26 protein-coding genes are annotated in these 18,658 nt (G+C 63.8%); 12 read left to right on the top strand and 14 right to left on the bottom strand.

Annotation, left to right across the window (positions count from 1 at the left end; genetic code table 11):
- Positions 1-19: 19 nt before the first annotated feature.
- The 3 genes from N6L26_RS11075 to N6L26_RS11060 form a co-directional block, all read right to left on the bottom strand.
- Positions 20-547 carry a hypothetical protein gene (locus tag N6L26_RS11075; RefSeq protein ID WP_263605622.1) on the bottom strand — a complete coding sequence of 176 codons (528 nt, stop codon included), beginning with the start codon at positions 545-547 and terminating at the stop codon, positions 20-22.
- A gap of 93 nt (positions 548-640) precedes the next feature.
- Positions 641-1,612, bottom strand: a complete 972-nt coding sequence (gene thiS, locus N6L26_RS11070) for a sulfur carrier protein ThiS (protein WP_318173603.1) — start codon at positions 1,610-1,612, stop codon at positions 641-643.
- Between the two features lie 9 nt (positions 1,613-1,621).
- Positions 1,622-2,026, bottom strand: coding sequence for a MerC domain-containing protein (locus N6L26_RS11060; RefSeq protein WP_263605621.1), 405 nt, complete (start codon positions 2,024-2,026; stop codon positions 1,622-1,624).
- A 142-nt stretch (positions 2,027-2,168) separates the two neighbouring features.
- Here N6L26_RS11060 and N6L26_RS11055 point away from each other — a divergent pair, with 142 nt between their 5' ends.
- The 4 genes from N6L26_RS11055 to rpsI all read left to right on the top strand — a co-directional run bounded on the left by N6L26_RS11055 (position 2,169) and on the right by rpsI (position 5,198).
- Positions 2,169-3,203, top strand: coding sequence for a COX15/CtaA family protein (locus tag N6L26_RS11055; RefSeq protein WP_263605620.1), 1,035 nt, complete (start codon positions 2,169-2,171; stop codon positions 3,201-3,203).
- Positions 3,204-3,345: 142 nt separating this feature from the next.
- Positions 3,346-4,026 (top strand): hypothetical protein, encoded by a 681-nt coding sequence (locus N6L26_RS11050; RefSeq protein ID WP_263605619.1) that lies wholly within the window; start codon positions 3,346-3,348, stop codon positions 4,024-4,026.
- A gap of 168 nt (positions 4,027-4,194) precedes the next feature.
- Complete coding sequence (gene rplM / locus N6L26_RS11045) at positions 4,195-4,674, top strand: 50S ribosomal protein L13 (protein WP_263605618.1); 480 nt, start codon at positions 4,195-4,197, stop codon at positions 4,672-4,674.
- Positions 4,674-5,198: a 30S ribosomal protein S9 gene (gene rpsI, locus N6L26_RS11040; RefSeq protein ID WP_263605617.1), complete on the top strand. Its 525-nt coding sequence runs from the start codon at positions 4,674-4,676 to the stop codon at positions 5,196-5,198. Before rplM ends, rpsI begins: the two co-directional genes overlap by 1 nt.
- Positions 5,199-5,270: 72 nt before the next feature.
- Here the strand turns inward: rpsI and N6L26_RS11035 are convergent, their stop codons facing one another.
- The 4 genes from N6L26_RS11035 to N6L26_RS11020 form a co-directional block, all read right to left on the bottom strand.
- A complete protein-coding gene (locus tag N6L26_RS11035) occupies positions 5,271-5,468 on the bottom strand; it encodes a hypothetical protein (RefSeq protein ID WP_263605616.1) in 198 nt (65 codons plus the stop codon).
- 83 nt (positions 5,469-5,551) lie between these two features.
- Complete coding sequence (locus N6L26_RS11030; protein ID WP_263605615.1) at positions 5,552-6,412, bottom strand: metallophosphoesterase family protein; 861 nt, start codon at positions 6,410-6,412, stop codon at positions 5,552-5,554.
- Positions 6,402-7,292, bottom strand: a complete 891-nt coding sequence (locus tag N6L26_RS11025; RefSeq protein ID WP_263605614.1) for a diacylglycerol/lipid kinase family protein — start codon at positions 7,290-7,292, stop codon at positions 6,402-6,404. The genes N6L26_RS11030 and N6L26_RS11025 overlap by 11 nt, the downstream gene beginning before the upstream one ends.
- A 2-nt stretch (positions 7,293-7,294) precedes the next feature.
- Positions 7,295-7,561, bottom strand: coding sequence for a hypothetical protein (locus N6L26_RS11020; protein WP_263605613.1), 267 nt, complete (start codon positions 7,559-7,561; stop codon positions 7,295-7,297).
- A 195-nt stretch (positions 7,562-7,756) separates the two neighbouring features.
- On the opposite strand from N6L26_RS11020, the gene N6L26_RS11015 reads away from it, so the two are divergent.
- On the top strand, positions 7,757-8,050 hold the full coding sequence (locus N6L26_RS11015) for a UrcA family protein (RefSeq protein WP_263605612.1): 294 nt from the start codon (positions 7,757-7,759) through the stop codon (positions 8,048-8,050).
- Positions 8,051-8,137: 87 nt separating this feature from the next.
- On the opposite strand, the gene N6L26_RS11010 is transcribed toward N6L26_RS11015, so the two are convergent.
- The 3 genes from N6L26_RS11010 to N6L26_RS11000 form a co-directional block, all read right to left on the bottom strand.
- Positions 8,138-8,887 (bottom strand): LytR/AlgR family response regulator transcription factor, encoded by a 750-nt coding sequence (locus N6L26_RS11010; protein ID WP_263605611.1) that lies wholly within the window; start codon positions 8,885-8,887, stop codon positions 8,138-8,140.
- On the bottom strand, positions 8,880-10,082 hold the full coding sequence (locus tag N6L26_RS11005; RefSeq protein WP_263605610.1) for a sensor histidine kinase: 1,203 nt from the start codon (positions 10,080-10,082) through the stop codon (positions 8,880-8,882). Before N6L26_RS11005 ends, N6L26_RS11010 begins: the two co-directional genes overlap by 8 nt.
- Before the next feature lie 99 nt (positions 10,083-10,181).
- Positions 10,182-11,699, bottom strand: a complete 1,518-nt coding sequence (locus N6L26_RS11000) for a fumarate hydratase (protein ID WP_263607300.1) — start codon at positions 11,697-11,699, stop codon at positions 10,182-10,184.
- 161 nt (positions 11,700-11,860) lie between these two features.
- Here N6L26_RS11000 and N6L26_RS10995 point away from each other — a divergent pair, with 161 nt between their 5' ends.
- Genes N6L26_RS10995 through N6L26_RS10980 form a run of 4 tightly spaced genes read left to right on the top strand, consistent with a single transcriptional unit; the run spans position 11,861 to position 14,850 of the window.
- A complete protein-coding gene (locus tag N6L26_RS10995; RefSeq protein WP_263605609.1) occupies positions 11,861-12,457 on the top strand; it encodes a protein-L-isoaspartate O-methyltransferase family protein in 597 nt (198 codons plus the stop codon).
- Entirely contained in the window at positions 12,458-13,939 is a 1,482-nt protein-coding gene (locus N6L26_RS10990; protein WP_263605608.1) for a TolC family outer membrane protein, read from the top strand.
- A 52-nt stretch (positions 13,940-13,991) separates the two neighbouring features.
- The gene (locus N6L26_RS10985) at positions 13,992-14,459 is read left to right on the top strand and encodes a DUF2497 domain-containing protein (RefSeq protein WP_263607299.1); all 468 of its coding nucleotides are present in this window, start codon (positions 13,992-13,994) and stop codon (positions 14,457-14,459) included.
- A 16-nt stretch (positions 14,460-14,475) separates the two neighbouring features.
- Positions 14,476-14,850 (top strand): (2Fe-2S) ferredoxin domain-containing protein, encoded by a 375-nt coding sequence (locus N6L26_RS10980; protein ID WP_263605607.1) that lies wholly within the window; start codon positions 14,476-14,478, stop codon positions 14,848-14,850.
- Here the strand turns inward: N6L26_RS10980 and N6L26_RS10975 are convergent.
- Positions 14,847-15,137 (bottom strand): hypothetical protein, encoded by a 291-nt coding sequence (locus tag N6L26_RS10975; protein ID WP_263607298.1) that lies wholly within the window; start codon positions 15,135-15,137, stop codon positions 14,847-14,849. The genes N6L26_RS10980 and N6L26_RS10975 overlap by 4 nt on opposite strands.
- 112 nt (positions 15,138-15,249) lie before the next feature.
- On the opposite strand from N6L26_RS10975, the gene N6L26_RS10970 reads away from it, so the two are divergent.
- The 3 genes from N6L26_RS10970 (at position 15,250) to xth (ending at position 16,923) form a co-directional block, all read left to right on the top strand.
- Positions 15,250-15,681, top strand: a complete 432-nt coding sequence (locus N6L26_RS10970; protein ID WP_263605606.1) for a CBS domain-containing protein — start codon at positions 15,250-15,252, stop codon at positions 15,679-15,681.
- Between the two features lie 31 nt (positions 15,682-15,712).
- On the top strand, positions 15,713-16,042 hold the full coding sequence (gene erpA, locus N6L26_RS10965) for an iron-sulfur cluster insertion protein ErpA (protein ID WP_263605605.1): 330 nt from the start codon (positions 15,713-15,715) through the stop codon (positions 16,040-16,042).
- A 107-nt stretch (positions 16,043-16,149) separates the two neighbouring features.
- A complete protein-coding gene (gene xth, locus N6L26_RS10960) occupies positions 16,150-16,923 on the top strand; it encodes an exodeoxyribonuclease III (RefSeq protein ID WP_263605604.1) in 774 nt (257 codons plus the stop codon).
- 62 nt (positions 16,924-16,985) lie between these two features.
- Here xth and N6L26_RS10955 read toward each other — a convergent pair whose 3' ends face one another.
- From N6L26_RS10955 to N6L26_RS10945, 3 genes are all read right to left on the bottom strand, one after another.
- On the bottom strand, positions 16,986-17,642 hold the full coding sequence (locus N6L26_RS10955) for a cell wall hydrolase (RefSeq protein ID WP_263605603.1): 657 nt from the start codon (positions 17,640-17,642) through the stop codon (positions 16,986-16,988).
- A 201-nt stretch (positions 17,643-17,843) separates the two neighbouring features.
- Complete coding sequence (locus N6L26_RS10950; RefSeq protein WP_263605602.1) at positions 17,844-18,179, bottom strand: DUF1491 family protein; 336 nt, start codon at positions 18,177-18,179, stop codon at positions 17,844-17,846.
- A gap of 5 nt (positions 18,180-18,184) precedes the next feature.
- Entirely contained in the window at positions 18,185-18,649 is a 465-nt protein-coding gene (locus N6L26_RS10945) for a PaaI family thioesterase (RefSeq protein ID WP_263605601.1), read from the bottom strand.
- Between the last annotated feature and the right edge of the window lie 9 nt (positions 18,650-18,658).

The following is an 18,658-nucleotide window of genomic DNA, read 5'->3' as shown; positions in this document are numbered from 1 at the left end:
GCGGTGGCGTGAAGAGCACCTAGGCGACCGCTTCCTCGATAAACTCCGGGAAGAAGCTTGGTGCGCGGTCGCTCCAGCCCGGCGCGGTTGCAGCGGCTTCGCTCAGGCTCTGGAGCAGCATCTTGCGGCGATCGGGGCGGATTTGCGGCAAGGCGGCGGCAGCGCAAAAGGCGCTGGGCAGCCAGGGCCGTGCGGCGGCGGAGATCAGCCGTTCATAGAGGAAGCGAAAGGCGGAAAAGCTGTCGATCCGCTCCTGCGCCAGATCGAAAGCGGCAACGCGCGTCAGCTTGCCGACGAAGCCCTCCACGCTATCGAAGCCCGATTGTTCGGGGATCGACAGGCGCAGCGCCTTGAGCTCTTGATAGGCGACATACTGGCTGCGGATCGCGGCATTCTCGCCTGGGTTGCGCCCCCAGACGCGAAAGGCATCGCAGCGTCCCAGCCCGATATCGAGACTGCGACGGATATAACGCTGCTCGGCGGCGGTAAGTCCGGCGAATTCGCGCATTTCGGCAATGGTCAGCGATGCGGTACCCGTAACGGCCATAATCGGCACTCCCCTGTTACGAGGCCGACTATCTCCGAAGATGGTTAATATTTTCTCTGCACCCCGAAGCAACCCCCGGGACTCGGACCTGCGTTAGATCAGCCCGGCAAGCGGGCTGCTGGGGTCGGCATATTTACGCGTCCCCATACGCCCGGCGAGATAGGCATCGCGCCCGGCTTCGACCGCCAGCTTCATCGCGCGCGCCATGCGGAGCGGGTCCCTGGCCTCGGCGATTGCAGTGTTCATCAATACTCCGTCGCAGCCCAGTTCCATCGCGACAGCGGCATCCGAAGCGGTGCCGACTCCGGCATCGACCAGTACTGGCACGCTGGCACCTTCCTTGATCAGCCGAATCGTGACGCGGTTCTGGATGCCGAGCCCCGAGCCGATCGGCGCGCCCAGCGGCATGACTGCGACCGCGCCCGCATCTTCGAGCTGCTTGGCCGCAATCGGATCGTCGACGCAATAGACCATCGGCAGGAAACCTTCCTTGGCCAGCGTCTCGGTCGCCACCAACGTCTCGCGCATATCGGGATAGAGCGTGCGCGCTTCGCCGAGCACCTCCAGCTTGACGAGATCCCAGCCCCCCGCTTCGCGTGCCAGCCGCAGCGTGCGGATTGCCTCGTCTGCGGTGAAGCAGCCCGCCGTATTGGGCAGATAGGTGACTTTCTTGGGATCGATGAAGTCGGTCAGCATCGGCGCGTTGGGATCGCTGACATTGACCCGGCGCACCGCCACGGTGACGATTTCCGCGCCCGAGGCTTCGAGCGCCGCCGCGTTCTGTTCAAAATCGCGGTACTTGCCGGTGCCGACGATCAGCCGGCTGCGGAAGGTCCGCCCGGCAACCGTCCAGCTGTCGTCATCCTGGCCGCCGCCGACGAAATGGACGATTTCCAGCGTGTCGCCATCGCTGATGGGATGCTGGTCAAGTTCGCTGCGCGGGGCGATGGTGCCATTATGCTCGACTGCGACCTTCGCCGGGTCGAGGTCGAGTTCGCGCACGAGATCGGCGATGGTCGCGGCGGCAGTACGGCGGGTCTCGCCATTGACGGTCAGGGCAATCATACGCCCGACTTAGTCGCCCGCGCGCTCCTTGCAAGCGGCGGAATGCACATGGCGCAGGTTGAGTATGTGACCCAGCGACACCAGCGCGACCCCGATGATGGTCAACACTGCTTCCTTCACGCCATGCGGCACGGCCAGCGCCGCGCCCATGAAGGTCAGGCCGGTCATCGCGACCACGAAGGGGGCTGCAACGCGGTGACGCAAGGCACCCCAACCGATCGCGACGCCTGCGATGAGCGTGGCGATGAGCAGCCCCACACGGTGAATATCGGGCGAAAGGAACAGCTCCCCGCCAAGGCCAAGGCCTGAGACCAGGACAATCGAAAGCAGGCAGTGGACCGCACATGCACCCGAGAGCAGGATCCCTGCCCGGTCGAGCCTCCGACGAATCGGCGAGATGGCACGTTGCAACATGGGAGGCCCGATATGTTATGGTGTATCTTCTTGCAAGCAAAACCGGCGGACGGCCGCCGCATCTCGTCCGTTGCGGCAACCGGGTTGCCGCTTGCCCGATTTGCACTTGCGCCAGCCGCGGCTGCAAACCACAGACAATGCCATGTCCGAGAAGAGCAAGCAGGCGCGGCCGATCGCGTTGGCCAACTGGCTGATGATCGTCGCTGTCATGGTCGTGGTGATGGTGGCCGTAGGCGGTATCACCCGGCTGACCGAAAGCGGGTTGTCGATTACCCAGTGGAAACCCATCACCGGCGCCATCCCCCCGTTGTCGGCCAGCGCATGGCAAGCAGAATTTGAGCTCTACCAGGCGACCGGCGAATATCGCAACGTGACCGGCCCCGCGGGGATGGACCTCGCGGCGTTCAAATTCATTTTTTTCTGGGAATGGTTTCACCGCCTGCTTGGGCGGCTGATCGGGCTGGCCTTCGCGCTGCCACTGGCTTGGTTCTGGATCCGCGGGGCGATCCCACAGGGTTACAAATGGCGGCTGGTTGCGCTGCTCGCGCTTGGCGGGCTGCAAGGGGTTTTCGGTTGGTTCATGGTCCGCAGCGGCCTCGCCGGGACGATGACCGATGTCAGCCATTTCTGGCTTTCGATCCATTTGTTGACCGCGCTGGTCACGCTTGGCGGGCTGGTCTGGACGGCGCTCGACCTGCGGCGCCTGGCGGCCGGCGCCGGCGGGCCCGCGCGCTGGACCGCCACCGCGAGCTGGGTGGGCGCAATCCTCTTTGTCCAGCTTCTACTCGGCGCATGGGTCGCGGGTCTCAATGCGGGCCTCGCCTCGGATAGCTGGCCATTGATGCAGGGGCGGCTGGTGCCCGAATATGACGCAAGTAACGGCTTTTTCCGCGCCATGACCCACGACCCCTATCTGATCCACTTCCTGCACCGCTGGTGGGCCTGGGCGGCAGTGGCTGCGTTGATCGTTATGGCTCGCAGGGTCAAACCGCTCCTCCGCCGCGCTTCGGTAGCAATTCACTCGGCCTTCGGAACGCAGATCATCCTCGGGATCGCGACCGTCTGGACGGGCGTCGCATTGTGGGTGGCCGTTGCGCACCAGATCGTCGGGGCATTGCTGGTCGCCAGCTTCGCATGGGGTGCGCATGTGCTGGGGCGACATACCCATACGGCTTGATCTATCGCCTATGACCTTGAGACGACCGGTCTTGCACGTATCGCGAGCTTGCACACCGATACCGGCCCCGCAATAACGGGGGCACTGGGGGGTAGCGGTTATGAAGGCTAGCGACAGGCGCGGCGTTCTGAAGCTTATCGGTATGGCAGCAATCCTGCCTTCGCTCGGCTACCCGGCGGCCGCCGCATGGGCCGGGGAAGCCATAAGCATCCCGACCCGCCCGTTCCTGCTACGCCGGGAGCTGGAACGCGGCCTGGCCCGCGGTGCGTCTCTGCTCGTCACCCGCGAGTGGGAGGGGCGGTTCGAGACCATCGCCGGGCACACCCGCGTCACCGGCGAACAGGTATCCTGTACGGTCGATGCGCCTGCAGTGCTCGAGCCCATTGCCGCAGTCGAGCGCGCGCGCCGCTCGCCGGGCCCTTTCCCGGCGCATCTGGATACAGGCGGACGGATGATCGGGAGCCAGCCCACGAGTACCGAGGGCACCGCAGCCGCAGTGCAGGCAGCGATCGAGGTGCTCGAGCGATCGGGCAAGTCCGCCGCCGAGATGCAGGAAGCGAAGCGCTATCTCGCTGAGCTTGCGAAGACTGCCGGAACGATCATCGGCACTATCCCGCCGGATCTGTTCTTTCCCGTGACCGGTGAAGCCCGCGATTCCCGGGAGCTGCCGCTGCCCGGCGGGCTTATGGGTGAGTTTGCAGTCGAACTTGAGGCCAGCGCGACGACGGGCGGACTGCTGGAGCGGTTCGAACGCCGGATCACTACCCGCATCGCCGAAGATGTGCGGCTTTCGCGCGAAACCTGGCGGCTTTCGTTTGCTTGAAATATGTTGTGGTTGCATTTTACCCCACGCAAGATGCGCAGAAACGCTTGACTGACAGGCGATCCGGCGCCATTTGCCGCGCGCTTCGCGGGTTCATTCGCATGGATTCGCCGATTGGCGCCGATGCCCCCACGGGCATGGCACGAACACTAGGAACGGAAACCAGCCATGAAGGCTCTTACGAAGACCACCCGGTCGATCAAGCCGGCCGAGGTCGAAAAGAAGTGGCACATCATCGACGCCGAGAATCTCGTTGTCGGCCGTGTCGCGGCGATCATCGCCAACCACCTGCGCGGCAAGCACAAGCCGAGCTACACCCCGCATGTCGATTGCGGCGACCACGTCGTCGTGATCAATGCGGACAAGGTGAAGTTCACCGGCAAGAAGCTTAACGACAAGATCTATTACAAGCACACCGGCCACCCCGGCGGCATCAAGGAAACCACTCCGGCCAAGGTGCTGGAAGGCAAGTTTCCCGAGCGCGTGCTCGAAAAGGCTGTCGAGCGCATGATCCCGCGTGGCCCGCTGGGTCGTGCGCAGATGCGCGCGCTGCACGTATTCGCCGGCACCGAGCATCCCTATGACGGCCAGAAGCCCGAAAAGCTCGACGTTGCCTCGATGAACCGCAAGAACAAGGTTGTCGCATAATGGTCGACGAAACCAAGAACGAAACCGTCTCGGATCTCGCCGATCTGAAGGACATCGCCGGTGACGCGCCCGAGGGCGACGCAGCCCAGATCGCCGAAACCGCACAGGTTCCGCTGCGCGAGCAGGAGCTCGACAAGCAAGGCCGTGCCTACGCCACCGGTCGCCGCAAGGACGCCACTGCGCGCGTCTGGCTCAAGCCCGGCAGCGGCAAGGTCACGGTCAACGGCAAGGACCAGGAAGTGTATTTCGCGCGTCCGACGCTGCGCCTGATCATCGACCAGCCCTTCGCCATCACCGAGCGCCAGGAACAGTACGACGTTGTCGCCACCGTGCGCGGCGGCGGCCTGTCGGGCCAGGCCGGTGCAGTCAAGCATGGCATATCGCAGGCGCTTGCCAAGTACGAGCCGACCCTGCGCAGCACGGTCAAGGCCGCCGGCTTCCTGACCCGCGACAGTCGTGTGGTCGAGCGTAAGAAGTACGGCCGCGCCAAGGCCCGCCGTAGCTTCCAGTTCTCGAAGCGTTAAGCGCCAGAAGATCTATCAGATCACCAAGGGGGCGGTTCCGCGAGGAGCCGCCCTTCTTCGTTTGTAGCGTCGTTAGCGCTGAAGCAGCATGATGCCCCACGCCAGCGCGGTGCCGCCGAGGAACAACGGCCAGGACCACCACACGTCGAACTGGTAGATCTCGGCGCGGAAGATCTGGAGCTGCCCGCCCCTCGACCCTTGAGACCCGATCGTCAGCGCCACGACGAAGGTAAGGATCGCGCCCAAAGGCATGGCCTTTACGAGTTCCATCACACTGTCTCCTTCCGTCAATCGCCGGAAAGATAGGGCGAGATCATTGTCGCGCCGGTGCCGAAACTGCTTAGCGGGGCTGGTTAACGCACCGGGGGATCGGTGCGCGGAATCTGGCGCACGGGCGCGACGGCTTCTCCGGGTCCGCGCGGAGGCAGTGCGTTTTCGGGCACGTCGTCGATTTGCATGTCGGATGTCTCGACATGCTGAAGATTGCGCACGCAGACGGTCAGCTGCACCCCGTCCCAGGTGATCTCGTTGAAGCTGGGCGGGGTCGAGCGTGTGCGCTGCGACAGCGTGCCCGCACCGATCATCCGCACCGGGCCCTCGCTGGTGTCCTCCATGATATCGAAAGCATCATGGACATGGCCCGACAGAACGCCCTCGACCTTGCGCTTGGCGAGTTCGCGCAGCGCGCGGTCACCATGCTTGGTCAGCGCGGTCCCCTGCGTGCCGACTTCGCGGAGGGGGTGGTGAACGGCGACCAGCGCGCGCGTTCCTTCAGGTAGCGCATCGAGGGCCGATAGGCAGCGCTCGAGCGAGCGTTGGCTCACCCAGCCCTTCGACCAGTTGAGGCGCGGCTGCATTCTTACGGCTGTCTTGAGCGGGACGATCGCCAGCGCGCCAAGGTCGAGTTCCTTTTCGACCTTCTCCTTCATCCCGTGAAACCGCTTGTACGGCTCGAAGAAGCGTTCGATCAGGTTAAAATAGGGCAGGTCGTGATTGCCGACCTCCACCGTGACAGGGGCATCGAGCGCATTGATCCAATGCGTCGCAGCCGCGAATTCACGGTGCCGGGCGCGCATGGTGAGGTCGCCGGTAATCGCCACCGCGTCGGGGCGCTTCTCGGCGATTTCCTGCTTCACCCAATCGAGTGCGCGGTTGTTCTCGAGCCCGAAGTGGATGTCGGAAAGATGGAATATCCGGCGCATGTCAGAAGCCATGCGCGGTCGCTAGCAGATCGACGGGGCAGTCTTCCACCGTGAATTCGGCGCGCGATCCCAGCTTGGCTGGCTCGCCATCGATTAGCACTTCGATCGGTTCGCCCGCGCAGTTCTCGATCACCAGCCGGTCGAGCAGGCCAAGCCGCTCATGCGGTCCTTTGCGGAAGCTGCGCCGCAACAGCGCCCAGCTTTGCTGGAGGAATTCTCCAGCGCTTTCGATACGAAAACCATCGACTTGAATCCCGCGGTGGCTCGGGGTCAGTTCGATGAGCGGATAACCGTCGTCATGGCCAATCGCCGGTTCGACCATCTTGACGCGCGACCCGCCAGTGGTCTCGGCGAGTGCTTCGCTGGTGCCCTGCGCAAGGCCCGCGACATCGAAATCACGCATCGCTTCGCGCACCTCCGCCCAAGCGGTCCCGGGGCCAACCAGAACCCCGGCATGCGCCCGCCCTGCAGAACAGCAGGCCATCTTCGGACGGACTGGCCGAAAAGCGCCGCGCGCGATCCGCTCGAGGATAGCGTCGTAATCGGTATCGGGCCCGTGAAGCCGCGCGCTCAGGAGGTTCATCGTCCCACCCGGCAGGACCAGCACTTCGCCGCTCCAGCCAGCCACCGCTTCGATTACCGCGTTCAGCGTACCGTCTCCGGTAAAGACGATCAGACGGGCAACGTCGGCGCTCTCCAGTACGGTACGGGTAGGGAGCTCTTCGGCAGGAAATGCGATGGTCTCTGCAGTAGGCATGGCATACGCAGCCAGTGAGCGCTCGAGAGCGACCAGTGCGGCTTCGCTATTGCTGCCGCTGCGCGAATTGACGATCAGCCATGATTTCAGCGGGGCCATGTCGATCAAGCGCCGGATCGCGCCTGCGGTTCCCATGCTCAGATGCGGTCGTTGAGCAGCAGCCATGCGGTCGCGCCATTGAGCAGGCTGTAGATCGCATACCCCCAGGCTGCAGCGGGCCAATCGTGCGCCACCAGCAGCATCGCCGTCAGCAGCACGAAAAACTCGAACGCCAGCGAAACACGTCCGCCTCCTGCGCGGAAAGCGGCCGGCAGTGTGTCGAGCAATGGATGATTTGAATCGAGCACCGCCTTGTGGACCGCGAAATTCGCCGTCCCGAGGATGAAGAGGATGCCAAGCAGCATAAGACGAGCGTCCTACGCCCGTCGCCCGCCGATTGCCAAATGCCATTGGTCGGTCGTTTTGCAGCACCCGTCCATTGCCGTCGCCATCCGTCGAAGCTCGCGTGTGATTACAGATGTAGCCATGTAATACAGTTGGTGCGGCGGGCCTCTCCTCCTCAATTGATCGGGGTCCGCCGCAAACCTGGAGATGGAACTATGAACAAGACCCTTGCCACGCTCGCCGCCGCCGGCCTCGCGCTCACCGCAACCGCCGCGCAGGCCGAAAATGTCAATGTGACCTACAGCGATCTCAACCTCAACACCGTCGCCGGCCAGAAGGAGTTGTCGCAGCGCATCGATCGCGTCGCACGCGAAGTCTGCGGCTATGGCGCAGCGCGCACGGGCACCCGCCTGCCCGACCGCGCCGCGCGCAAATGTTACGAAATGGCCAAGGCACAGGCAGGCGAGCAAGTCGCGGCCCGTGTCGACGAACAGGCCATGGGCGGCTGATACATCAGCCTGCCCGACTTCGGACCCCGGCCGGTTGCAGTCCCCCGGTCGGGGTCTTTTTTATGCGTTTTTGAATGTGAAGGGGCTCTAGCGGCCCGCCATCGCCTTGACCTTGGGCAGGTAGGTCCGCCCGATGCGCAGCGCCTCGCCATCCTCGAGTTCGACCGACCACACGCCAAGCCCGTCGTGCCGCAAGCCGGTGATGCGATCCTTGCGCAGGATCGTCGAGCGGTGGATGCGGATGAACCGCGACGGATCCAGCCGCTTTTCGAGCCCGGCGATGGTCTGCAGCAACAAATAGGTCCGCGCTGCGTCATCTGAGCCGACGTGCAGGCGGACATAATCGCGCTCGGCATCGATCTGGCCAACTTCGGAGGTGGCGATGCGGATGAGTTCGGAGCGATGCGGGATCCACAATTCCTCGAGCCACGCGCTCTCGGACGCTTCGCCGTCACCGCGCCGGGCGATCGCGCGCGACACCGCACGTTCCAGCCGTTCCGGTTTGACCGGCTTGAGCACGTAATCGACCGCATCGAGATCGAAGGCCTCGACCGCGTAATTGTCATGTGCGGTGACGAAGACGACCGCCGGGCGTTCCGCCTTTTGCGCCAGCGACTTGGCCACCGAAATACCGTCCACTTCGGGCATGGTCATGTCGAGCAGGATCAGATCGGGCTGCAACGCATCGACCAGGCGCAACGCCTGCGCTCCGTCGCTCGCTGTCCCGACGACCTGCAATTGGGGAATTTTCGAACAGATGACCTGCATCCGTTCCACCGCCAGCGGTTCGTCATCGACGATCAGGGTCTTGAGCGTTTCGCCCACTTCCTCAGCCATGTTTCACCATCGGTAGTCTCAATTCGGTCTCATAGCCGGTAAGTGCGGGCCCCGATACAATCGTCGCGCTATTGCCGAAGCGCGCTTCAAGCCGGTCGCGGACATTGGCAAGACCGATGCCGAAGCCGTGTTCGCCCGCAGTGCCGGGTCCATCGTCGCTCACGGTCAGGACCAGGCGGCCATATTCCTCGCGCGCGGTAATTGTGATTGTTACCGGCTTGCGCGAAGCGGATACGCCATATTTGACCGAATTCTCGACCAGCGGCTGGAGGATCATCCCCGGCACCTGATATCTGGCCAATTCGGGCGGCAAATCGACCTTTATCCTCAGCCGTTCGGGGAAACGCACGGCTTCGATTGCCAGATAGTGCTCCTGCAGGTCGATTTCGTCCTCGAGGCTGACGTCGCCGGTCGGATGGTCCGCCAAGCTGTGGCGATAGAAGCGCGAGATCGTCTGGATCATCTGTTCGGCCCGGTCCGCCTTGCCGGTCATCACCAGCGCCGACAGCGAATTGAGCGTGTTGAACAGGAAGTGCGGATTGACCTGATAGCGCAGCGATCGCAGTTCCGCCGCCTTGGCCGCCGTGCGGAAGCGTTCGCCGCGCCGTTCGGCTGCGCGCGCCTGCGCACCGGCCAGCAGAGCAAGAAACAGCGACGCCCAGGCCAGCAGGATGAAATAGCGTCCGATCGCGAAGTCGAAGGTCATCTTCCACTGGTCGAGTGCAGTCGGGGCAGGCGAGATGAGCACGCTTTGCGGAACCGCCTCTTCGGCCTGCTCGACATCTTCGCCCATCTTCGTGCGGGGCAGGTCGATCAGGAGATTGCCGGCATCGTCGCGGCGCAGGGCGATACCGCGCTCCTTGCCCATCTGCTCCTCGACCCTGGCTTCGATCGAGCTGAATATCCAGCGGTTCGCTTGCGCGATCATGATCGCACCGGGCATCGCGACAACCAGCGTGACCGCGATCTTGATGCCGAGCGAGCGGTTCTCGACCACCCGCAGGACGAGCCAGAGAAGCCCGGTCATGGCCACGCCGACAACGCACACCAATGCGCGCCGCCACAGCAGCTCATCCTGGAACTCGAGCCCGACGACCACGCCGCGCAAGGTGATCAGGAGGAAATAGCACAGCCAGACCCCCACCATGGAGGCGAGGACGACCTTGCCGGACAGGCGCTCGCTGTGGGGATTCATCTGGCGTTCATCGATTGACACGGTTTGCGATGTGCCCCCTCGCGTCCGCAAATGCCAGCGCGGCGGTCGAACAGGCTCTGCGGTTGGTCGAGCAGGCTGTTACTCGGCAGGTTCGAGATCGCCAGCCGCAATCCGCCGTCGCCATTCGGCAGGCGCGAGCGTGTGGACATTGTTGCCTGCCGCATCGACCGCGACCGTCACCGGCATGTCCTGGACCTCGAACTCATAGATCGCTTCCATCCCCAGATCCTCGAACGCTACCACTTCCGCGCCCTTGATTGCGCGGCTGACGAGATAGGCCGCGCCGCCGGTGGCCATCAGATAGGCGACCTTGAACCGGCTGATCACCTCGACCGCGTCATGGCCGCGCTCGGCCTTGCCGATCATGGCCAACAGGCCGAGGTCGAGCATCATGTCGGTAAACTTGTCCATCCGCGTGGCGGTGGTCGGGCCGGCGGGGCCGACGACTTCGCCCATCACCGGATCGACCGGGCCGACGTAATAGATCGCCCGCCCCTTGAACTCGACCGGCAGCTCCTCGCCTGCATCCAGCATATCCTTGATGCGTTTGTGTGCCGCATCGCGGCCGGTCAGCATCTTGCCCGACAGCAGCAGGCGGTCGCCATGGTTCCAGCTCTCGACTTCCGCAGGCGTCAGCGCGTCGAGATCGACGCGCCGGGCGGCGCTGTCGGGCTGCCAGGTCACTTGCGGATAATGGTCGAGCTTGGGCGGCTCGAGATAGGCCGGGCCCGAACCATCAAGCGTGAAATGCGCATGGCGCGTGGCGGCGCAATTGGGGATCATCGCGACCGGCTTGCCCGCTGCATGGCAGGGTGCGTCGAGAATTTTCACGTCGAGCACGGTGGAGAGCCCGCCAAGGCCCTGCGCGCCGACTCCCATGGCATTTACCGCGTCGAAGATATCGATGCGCAATTGCTCGATATCGGTCTGCGCACCGCGTATCTTGAGCTGGCCCATGTCGATCGGGTCCATCAGGCTGAGTTTGGCCAGCTTCACGCAATGCTCCGCAGTGCCGCCGATGCCGATGCCGAGCATTCCCGGCGGGCACCAGCCCGCACCCATCGAGGGAATCTGTTCGAGCACCCAGTCGACGATATTGTCGCTCGGGTTCATCATCTTGAACTTGGATTTGTTCTCGCTGCCCCCACCCTTGGCGGCGACGTCGATATCAATCGTACTACCGGGCACCATCTCGACCGACAGGACACAGGGCGTGTTGTCGCGCGTGTTGCGGCGGGTGAAGGCGGGATCGGCGAGGATCGAGGCGCGCAGCTTGTTGTCGGGGTGATTGTAGGCGCGGCGTACCCCCTCATCGACGACCTCCTGCAGCGACCGCGTGCTGTCGAGCCGGCAGTTCATGCCCCATTTGACGAAGACGTTTACGATCCCCGTGTCCTGGCACAGCGGGCGGTGCCCCTCGGCGCACATCCGGCTGTTGGTGAGGATCTGCGCGATCGCATCCTTCGCCGCGGGGCCCTGCTCGGCCTCGTAGGCTTCGCCCAGCGCGCGGATATAATCCATCGGATGGTAATAGGAGATATATTGGAGCGCGTCGGCAACGCTCTCGATCAGGTCGCTTTCACTGATGACGGTCATGTCGCTCATCGCCGCAAATTCCCATGTTGCAGATTTGCGCTCCCCGATAGTCAGGTTTGCCGCCATCGGTCAAAGCGCTTGGCCCTGAGAGGCCATACGCCTAAGGCAACCGGAGCTTGCATAAGCGTGTTATTGATGTAATACAGCTCGCGGAAATGACCATGACCCTGACCACCACCCGCCCCGACTACACGGCCGCCCGCAAGGCGATGATCGACAGCCAGCTCCGCACCAGTGGTGTCAACGACACCTTCGTGCTCGAGCGCATGTCCAGCCTCGCGCGCGAGGATTTCGTCCCCGACGGCGCCAAGTCGATCGCCTATATGGATCGTGCCATCCGGCTCGAGAGCGGCGGGTTCCTGCCCGCCCCGCTGTTCCATGGCGCCATGCTCGCCGAGGCCCGGCCCACTGCAGACGACCGCGTATTGGTGGTCGATGGCGGGAGCGGCTATCTGCCCGCGCTGGTCGAACCGCTGGTCGGCAAGCTCGACACCGTCACACCCGAGAAGGCGGCCAATGGCGGCAAGCGCGGGGATTACACGCTGGTGCTGGTCGACGGGGCCATCGAACACGCGCCCGCCACGCTGGCCAAGCTGGTCGCCGAGGGCGGACGGATCGTAACGGGTTTGGTCGAGCGCGGTGTCACCCGCCTCGCCACCGGCCGCAAGTCGGGGACCGCGCTGGCGCTGATCCCGCTTGCCGAAATGGGTATCCCGCGGCTTGGTGCATTCGACCGGCCGCAAAGCTGGAGTTTCTGAATGCGTCGCGGAGGGGTAGCACAGTTCTGGGTTCTTGGAGCGGGCGCAAGCGCGCTGGCTCTCGCGGTTCCGGCGCAGGCCGATACGCTGCAGGAGGCGCTGACCAATGCCTATCTGTACAATCCCACGCTGCTCGCCGCGCGCGCTAACCAGCGGGCGAATGACGAAAACGTCCAGATCCAGGAAGCCCCGGGCATCCCCAGCGTGAATGCGTCGGGCACCTATATCGAGTTCATCAAGAAGTCGCCCAATAGCTTCACTTCGCCGGACCGGACTCTCCAGATCGGCCCCGAACTGACTGTTCCCGTCTATGCCGGAGGAGCGATCAGGAACTCGGTCAAGGCTGCGGAAGAGCGCGTCGCGGCGGGACAGAACGATGTTCGCGCAACCGAGAGCGCGATTTTCAGCCAGGTCGTCGCCGCCTATATGGATGTGCTGCGCACGCAGGCGCTGGTCGGACTGACCGCAAACCAGGTCGAATTCCTGACGGTCAATCTCGAGGCGACCAGCGATCGTTTCGAGATCGGCGATCTCACCCGCACCGACGTCGCCCAGTCGCAATCGCGGCTGGCGCTGGCGCAGGGCGATCTGCGCAATGCGCAGGCGAACCTGATCAATGCCCGTGAAACCTACATCCGGTTGGTGGGCGATGCGCCCGACGATCTGCAGGCACCGCCGCCGCTGCCCAACCTGCCGACCGATGTTGCCACAGCCGTGGATGCGGCGCTGGCCAACAATCCCGACCTGCTTGCCGCGAAGGAACGCGCCGCTGCCGCCGGGTTCGACACCGAGGTGGCGGGCGCGGGACGCTTGCCACGCGTCTCGCTGTTCGCCGGGGCCACCTACACCGATTACTTCGACACGCTGAACCGTGGCTCGGTGGGTACCCGTCAGGACGAAACCACCGCCAATGCAGGGGTCAACCTGAGCATCCCGATCTTTCAGGGCGGGCTTCCCGCCGCGCGGCAACGGCAGGCCCAGGCGCGCGAGACTGCCGCGCTTGAGCAAGTCATTGCCGCCGAACGCGAAGCGATTGCCCAGGTGCGCGCGGCATGGTCGAGCTGGCAGGCGTCGCTTGCGGTGATCGAAAGCAGCCAGATCGCGGTAGAAGCTGCCGATCTCAGCCTCGAAGGCGTGCGCGCGGAAAACTCGATCGGCAGCCGCCAGATTCTCGATGTGCTCAATGCCGAGCAGGAACTGCTAAGCGCGCAGGCGCAGCTGGTGACGGCGCGCCGCAACGCGTATGTGGCGGGCTTCAGCCTGCTGGCCGCGATGGGCCGCGCCGAAGCACGCGATCTCGGCTTTCTCGACGAGGGCGTGCTTTACGATCCCGCGGTCAATTACGAGCGCGTGAAGGGCCGCGTGTGGGATTGGGACCGCGATCCCGAACCCGTCGCCGGCGCCACGCGGACCGTCGATGTCGCGACACCCGATGCGCGTGTTCCGGCAGAGGATGAAACGGGAACCGAATCAGGCTACTGAGCGCTGTACCGAATCGGGACGCACCGATTCGCCAACAGGGGCTTGAGTGACGATGCAGCAAACGGGTGAACCTTCGGTCGAGGAAATTCTCGACTCGATCAAAAAGGTGATCGCACGCGACAATCGCGAAGGCGCGATCCAGGAGCGTCGCCGTCGCACGGCTGCCACCATGCGTGAAACCCTCGCCGAACCTGCCGATTCCGAAGAAGCAGACGAAGTGCTCGAACTGGCCGAGGAAATCGCCCTCGACGACGAGCAGGACGAGGACGAAGCCGAGGTCGATGCGCTTACGCGGGGCGATACGCGTGCGGCGATGAGCCAGAATTTCGCCGCGCTCGCCATGCTCGCCAAACCCGGCAAGCAGCCGCAGATCGTCCGTTCGGGAGAGACCTCGCTCGAAGGCCTGGCGCGCGAAATGCTGCGTCCGATGCTGGCCCAATGGCTCGACGACAATCTCCCCGGCATGGTCGAGGAACTGGTCAAGGCCGAGATTGCACGGATTGCGGGCAAGCGTAGCTGAGACTGCATCGATACTTTTGACTGCACAACCGAAAGCCCTGCGCAAGGCCGAGCAAGCGCTGGCCAAGACCGGCGGCGCCATTGCCGAACGGCAGATCTTCCTGTGCGGCATCTCTGAAAAGCAGAAATGCTGCCGCCGCGACGAGGGTAAGCAGGCATGGAGCTATCTGAAACGCCGGCTGAAGGAACTCGGCCTGGTTGGCCGCGAGGGCACTGTCCAGCGGACCAAGGCGGATTGCCTGCAAGTGTGCGAGGCCGGGCCCATCGCGGTCGTCTGGCCCGATAACGTCTGGTACCATTCGTGCCACCCCGAGGTGCTCGAGGCGATCATCCAGTGCCATCTGATCGGCGGCGTGCCGGTCGAGGAGTACCGCCTCAGGCCAGCCGACTAGTCGTCGTTGCGGAGCGGGTCTTCGATCGCTTCGTCATGGCCGGTGCCCGAAGACAGGAACACCAGTCCCATCAGCGCGCTGGTCAGCAGCATGGTGAAGCCGACGCCGAGCGCGACTGCGATGTAGAAGTGGATCGAGACCTCCTCGGCGCCGTGGCGGTACAGCAACGCCATCGCAATCGCGACCACGCCGACCGTCAGCAGGAACATGAAGCGCATGATCCGCCGGTAACGCGCCCAGGCAAAGGCTGCGCTTTCCGGATCATCAAGGGGAGATTTATGCGCCATCGCAGCGCACATGGCGGGCCAGCGAGCGAGTTTCAACGCCGGGATGCTGGACGATTCGCTTTTTGCAGGTGAAGATGGCATTCTTGCAGCAGTGAACCGGAGGAGATGGCGCATGGAAATCGGCAGTCTGATCGAAGGGCGGGCGAACTCCGACATCATCTCCTGCAATGTCGATACGCCTGTACGCGACGCGGTTGCGCTGCTGGCCTCGAAACGCATCGGCGCGATCCCGGTAATAGAAGCCGGCAAGGTGGTTGGCATCTTCTCCGAACGCGACGTAATCTATCGCCTCGCCGATGAGGGCGATGCCTGTCTGTCGCGGTCGCTGGGCGAGGTAATGACGGCACCTGCGATCACCGTACGGCGCACGACCTCGGTGCTCGAAGCGCTGGCGCTGATGACCCGGCGGCGGATCCGCCACTTGCCTGTGGTCGATGGCGAGGCAATGTGCGGGTTCATTTCGATCGGCGATCTGGTCAAGGCGCGGCTCGACGAGATCGAGCACGAGGCCGAAGCCATGCGCACTTACATCCAGACCGCTTGAGACTGGCCGCGCACCTCCCTACATCACTTCCATGATCAATTCCCCCACCCTGACCGATGCCGCGGCGGCCCGTATCGCCGCCATCGCCGAGAAGCAGGCCAAACCGGCCATCCTCCGCCTCTCGGTCGAGGGCGGTGGCTGCTCGGGTTTCCAGTATAAGTTCGGTCTCGCCGATACGGCTGAAAGTGACGATGCGATTAGCGAGAAGGACGGCGTCAAGCTGCTCGTCGATCCCGTCAGTCTCGACCTCGTAGCGGGTAGCACCGTCGATTTCGTCGAATCGCTGGGCGGCGCGGCCTTCCGCGTCGAAAATCCGCAGGCCGCGGCAGGCTGCGGTTGCGGGTCGAGCTTCGGCATCTAACCATCGCGAAGTAGCGGAGCGGGCCTTTCCGCCGCTGTGACAAACGCACTGCAGATCATCGGGCTTGGCGCTGGCCAACCGCCTGCCGAGGCCATAAGAACGCCCGCATGCGTATCGCCAGCTTCAATATCAACGGGATCAAGGCGCGCTTGCCGCGCCTGAAGGAATGGCTCGAGGAAACCCGACCCACCGTCGCCTGCCTGCAGGAAATCAAGACGATGGACGAGGGGTTCCCCGTCGATGAGTTCGAGAGCATCGGCTACAAAGCCATCTGGCATGGGCAGAAGAGTTTCAACGGCGTCGCCATCCTGGCCGACGGCGTGGAGCCGGTGGAAACCCAGCGCGGCCTGCCCGGTGATCCCGAAGACGAACAGTCGCGCTATCTCGAGGCGGAGGTAAACGGCGTTCGCGTGGCGTCGATCTATCTGCCCAATGGCAACCCGCAACCAGGCCCGAAATTCGATTACAAACTAGCCTGGATGGACCGGCTGCGCGCGCATGCCGCTTCGCTCTGGGCGCAGGAAATCCCCACCGCGCTGGTCGGCGATTACAATGTGATCCCCGAGGACAAGGATGTCTGGTCGGTCCGCGCCATGGCCACCGATGCACTGATGCAGCCCGAATCGCGCGATGCCTATGCCCGGCTGCTGGGCGATGGCTGGACCGATGCACTAGATACGCTCAACCCGCGCGGCGGCGTATGGACCTATTGGGATTACCAGGCGGGCGCATGGCAGCGCGATCACGGGTTCCGTATCGATCACTTGCTATTGTCCCCCGAGCTTGCCGTTAGGCTGCAAGCGGCGGGCGTGGACAAGGAGCATCGCGGGCGTGAAAAGGCCAGCGATCACGCGCCGGTCTGGATCGACGTACGCGACTAGCTAGCGCGAATCGAAAAGGGCCCCCGCTCATGCGAAGGCCCCTTCCGAAAATACAGCCTATCTCAGCGGTAGAAGACGTGGGTGTCGATCGTGGCGAGCGCTACCTTGCGGCGGCTCCAGCTCGGCCGGACATAATTGGCGTGGAAATACAGCGCGTCGCTTGCCTCGCTGTCCCACATCCCGCGGTGGGCGATGCGGGCGATTGCATGCGCCCGCTGCCAGGCACGCGAGCCGGTCTTGATCCGCGGCATGCGGCCCTGCTTGACGAAAGAGAACTGCGAACGCTGGTAGACAACGCTGCAATAGCTCGATGGGAAACGGCGATCTTCGGCGCGGTTGATGATCACCTGCGCAACCGCCAGCTGGCCGTCGAGCGGTTCGCCGCGCGATTCGAAATAGACCGCACCGGCGAGGCACTGGAGTTCGTCGGAAAGCTGGCTGCCAGCGGGCATGGCGGCGACGAGCTCGCGCAGGCTGTCGGCCTGCGGTGCCGCGTCGGCGGAATTGTCTGATACGGCTTCCGCTTCGGGAAGCTCCTGCACCACGGCCTTCTCTACGAAGACGGGCACCACTTCTTCAGTGAGCTGTGCCTCGGTGGTGGTGTCTGTGGTTGCTTGCGCCGCAACCTGGGCGTTGGCGCCGGAACCTTCCGCCCCGGCAAAAGTAGTAAAGGCAATCGCCGCGATGACCGCGGTAAACCCGGTAGTCTTGAAAACCATTTTTCACTGACAACTAAGCGGTTGGCGGTCTGACGCAGGCTGGGATCCATGGCGCGTTGATGGCGTCCTAGAACGTGGATCCGATACGGGCCTGCCGGCCACCCCCCGTCTGCGTGCTTGCGTGTCGACCCCATTGCCGTCCTAACGCCGCCTGCGCATCGAAGCTGGCGGGCAAATAGTCGCAATTGATATTAAGTCAAGTTAACCGGTCGCCCCTGCGACGAACCGTTCTGCATTTTCGATATCCAGCTCGATAACCCAGCAATCGGGGTCGGAGCGCCGACGCTTTGTCAGATACTCGTCAAATTCTCTAGCGTTTTCATTATCTTGGGTACGCGTGCAGACGAAGGTACGCGAGCCATCGAGCTGGGGCATACGCTCCCACAAGCGGGTATTTCTGCCACTCTGCGTGGTTAATACCAGCAGGATGCCCGCATCCTTCTCCCCCTTCTGGAGGACCATGCCGAAACCACCGGCACTTTCGACCGCGCGGATCAGGCCCGACACCTCGACATGGGCTGGCAGGCGCGCGTCCACCGTACTTAGCCTTCGGCGAGATAGCCGGGCAGGCTCGACAGCGGGATATGCGAGCGCATGAAGGTGCCAGTACCGCGGCCGATCTCGTCGCCCTCGGCATCGACCAGCCGCGATTCGGCAACGAACACGCGCTTGCGACCGCTTACCCAGCGCCCTTCGGCGACCACCTGTCCCACCCGCACCGGCTTGGTGAAATGCAAATTGAACGAGGTCGTCAGCAGGAAACGGTCGGTGACGAAGGTGTTCGCGGCGTAAAAACCGGCATCGTCGAGCATCTTGAAATAGATCGTGCCATGCGCGGCACCGGCTGCATGATAGACTTCTTCGGTCACATCGAAGGTGATCCGCGACGTGCCCTCGCCGGTAATTTCCAGCCGCGAGGGGAAGAGCGCGTTGACCGGCGCCGACGTATAGAGGCTTTCGAGCGCCCGATGATGGCGCTCGGCCCCGCTGATTGCGGCCCCGGTCATTGCTGCTCT

Origin of the sequence: Qipengyuania sp. SS22 (genome assembly GCF_025736935.1) — a bacterium.
Classification (GTDB): Bacteria; Pseudomonadota; Alphaproteobacteria; order Sphingomonadales; family Sphingomonadaceae; genus Qipengyuania.
This window is presented reverse-complemented; position numbering and strand designations above follow the sequence as displayed.

Coding starts and splice junctions, on each gene's coding strand:
- N6L26_RS11050 (WP_263605619.1), top strand. CDS start 3,346: ATGGCAGCAATCCTGCCTTCGCTCGGCTACCCGGCGGCCGCCGCATGG.
- N6L26_RS11060 (WP_263605621.1), bottom strand. CDS start 2,026: ATGTTGCAACGTGCCATCTCGCCGATTCGTCGGAGGCTCGACCGGGCA.
- N6L26_RS10970 (WP_263605606.1), top strand. CDS start 15,250: ATGGAAATCGGCAGTCTGATCGAAGGGCGGGCGAACTCCGACATCATC.
- N6L26_RS10945 (WP_263605601.1), bottom strand. CDS start 18,649: ATGACCGGGGCCGCAATCAGCGGGGCCGAGCGCCATCATCGGGCGCTC.
- rplM (WP_263605618.1), top strand. CDS start 4,195: ATGAAGGCTCTTACGAAGACCACCCGGTCGATCAAGCCGGCCGAGGTC.
- N6L26_RS11075 (WP_263605622.1), bottom strand. CDS start 547: ATGGCCGTTACGGGTACCGCATCGCTGACCATTGCCGAAATGCGCGAA.
- N6L26_RS10975 (WP_263607298.1), bottom strand. CDS start 15,137: ATGGCGCATAAATCTCCCCTTGATGATCCGGAAAGCGCAGCCTTTGCC.
- rpsI (WP_263605617.1), top strand. CDS start 4,674: ATGGTCGACGAAACCAAGAACGAAACCGTCTCGGATCTCGCCGATCTG.
- erpA (WP_263605605.1), top strand. CDS start 15,713: ATGATCAATTCCCCCACCCTGACCGATGCCGCGGCGGCCCGTATCGCC.
- N6L26_RS11020 (WP_263605613.1), bottom strand. CDS start 7,561: ATGCTGCTTGGCATCCTCTTCATCCTCGGGACGGCGAATTTCGCGGTC.
- N6L26_RS11005 (WP_263605610.1), bottom strand. CDS start 10,082: ATGAATCCCCACAGCGAGCGCCTGTCCGGCAAGGTCGTCCTCGCCTCC.
- N6L26_RS11010 (WP_263605611.1), bottom strand. CDS start 8,887: ATGGCTGAGGAAGTGGGCGAAACGCTCAAGACCCTGATCGTCGATGAC.
- N6L26_RS11035 (WP_263605616.1), bottom strand. CDS start 5,468: ATGGAACTCGTAAAGGCCATGCCTTTGGGCGCGATCCTTACCTTCGTC.
- N6L26_RS10985 (WP_263607299.1), top strand. CDS start 13,992: ATGCAGCAAACGGGTGAACCTTCGGTCGAGGAAATTCTCGACTCGATC.
- N6L26_RS10995 (WP_263605609.1), top strand. CDS start 11,861: ATGACCCTGACCACCACCCGCCCCGACTACACGGCCGCCCGCAAGGCG.
- N6L26_RS10955 (WP_263605603.1), bottom strand. CDS start 17,642: ATGGTTTTCAAGACTACCGGGTTTACCGCGGTCATCGCGGCGATTGCC.
- thiS (WP_318173603.1), bottom strand. CDS start 1,612: ATGATTGCCCTGACCGTCAATGGCGAGACCCGCCGTACTGCCGCCGCG.
- N6L26_RS11015 (WP_263605612.1), top strand. CDS start 7,757: ATGAACAAGACCCTTGCCACGCTCGCCGCCGCCGGCCTCGCGCTCACC.
- xth (WP_263605604.1), top strand. CDS start 16,150: ATGCGTATCGCCAGCTTCAATATCAACGGGATCAAGGCGCGCTTGCCG.
- N6L26_RS11025 (WP_263605614.1), bottom strand. CDS start 7,292: ATGGGAACCGCAGGCGCGATCCGGCGCTTGATCGACATGGCCCCGCTG.
- N6L26_RS10990 (WP_263605608.1), top strand. CDS start 12,458: ATGCGTCGCGGAGGGGTAGCACAGTTCTGGGTTCTTGGAGCGGGCGCA.
- N6L26_RS11030 (WP_263605615.1), bottom strand. CDS start 6,412: ATGGCTTCTGACATGCGCCGGATATTCCATCTTTCCGACATCCACTTC.
- N6L26_RS11055 (WP_263605620.1), top strand. CDS start 2,169: ATGTCCGAGAAGAGCAAGCAGGCGCGGCCGATCGCGTTGGCCAACTGG.
- N6L26_RS11000 (WP_263607300.1), bottom strand. CDS start 11,699: ATGACCGTCATCAGTGAAAGCGACCTGATCGAGAGCGTTGCCGACGCG.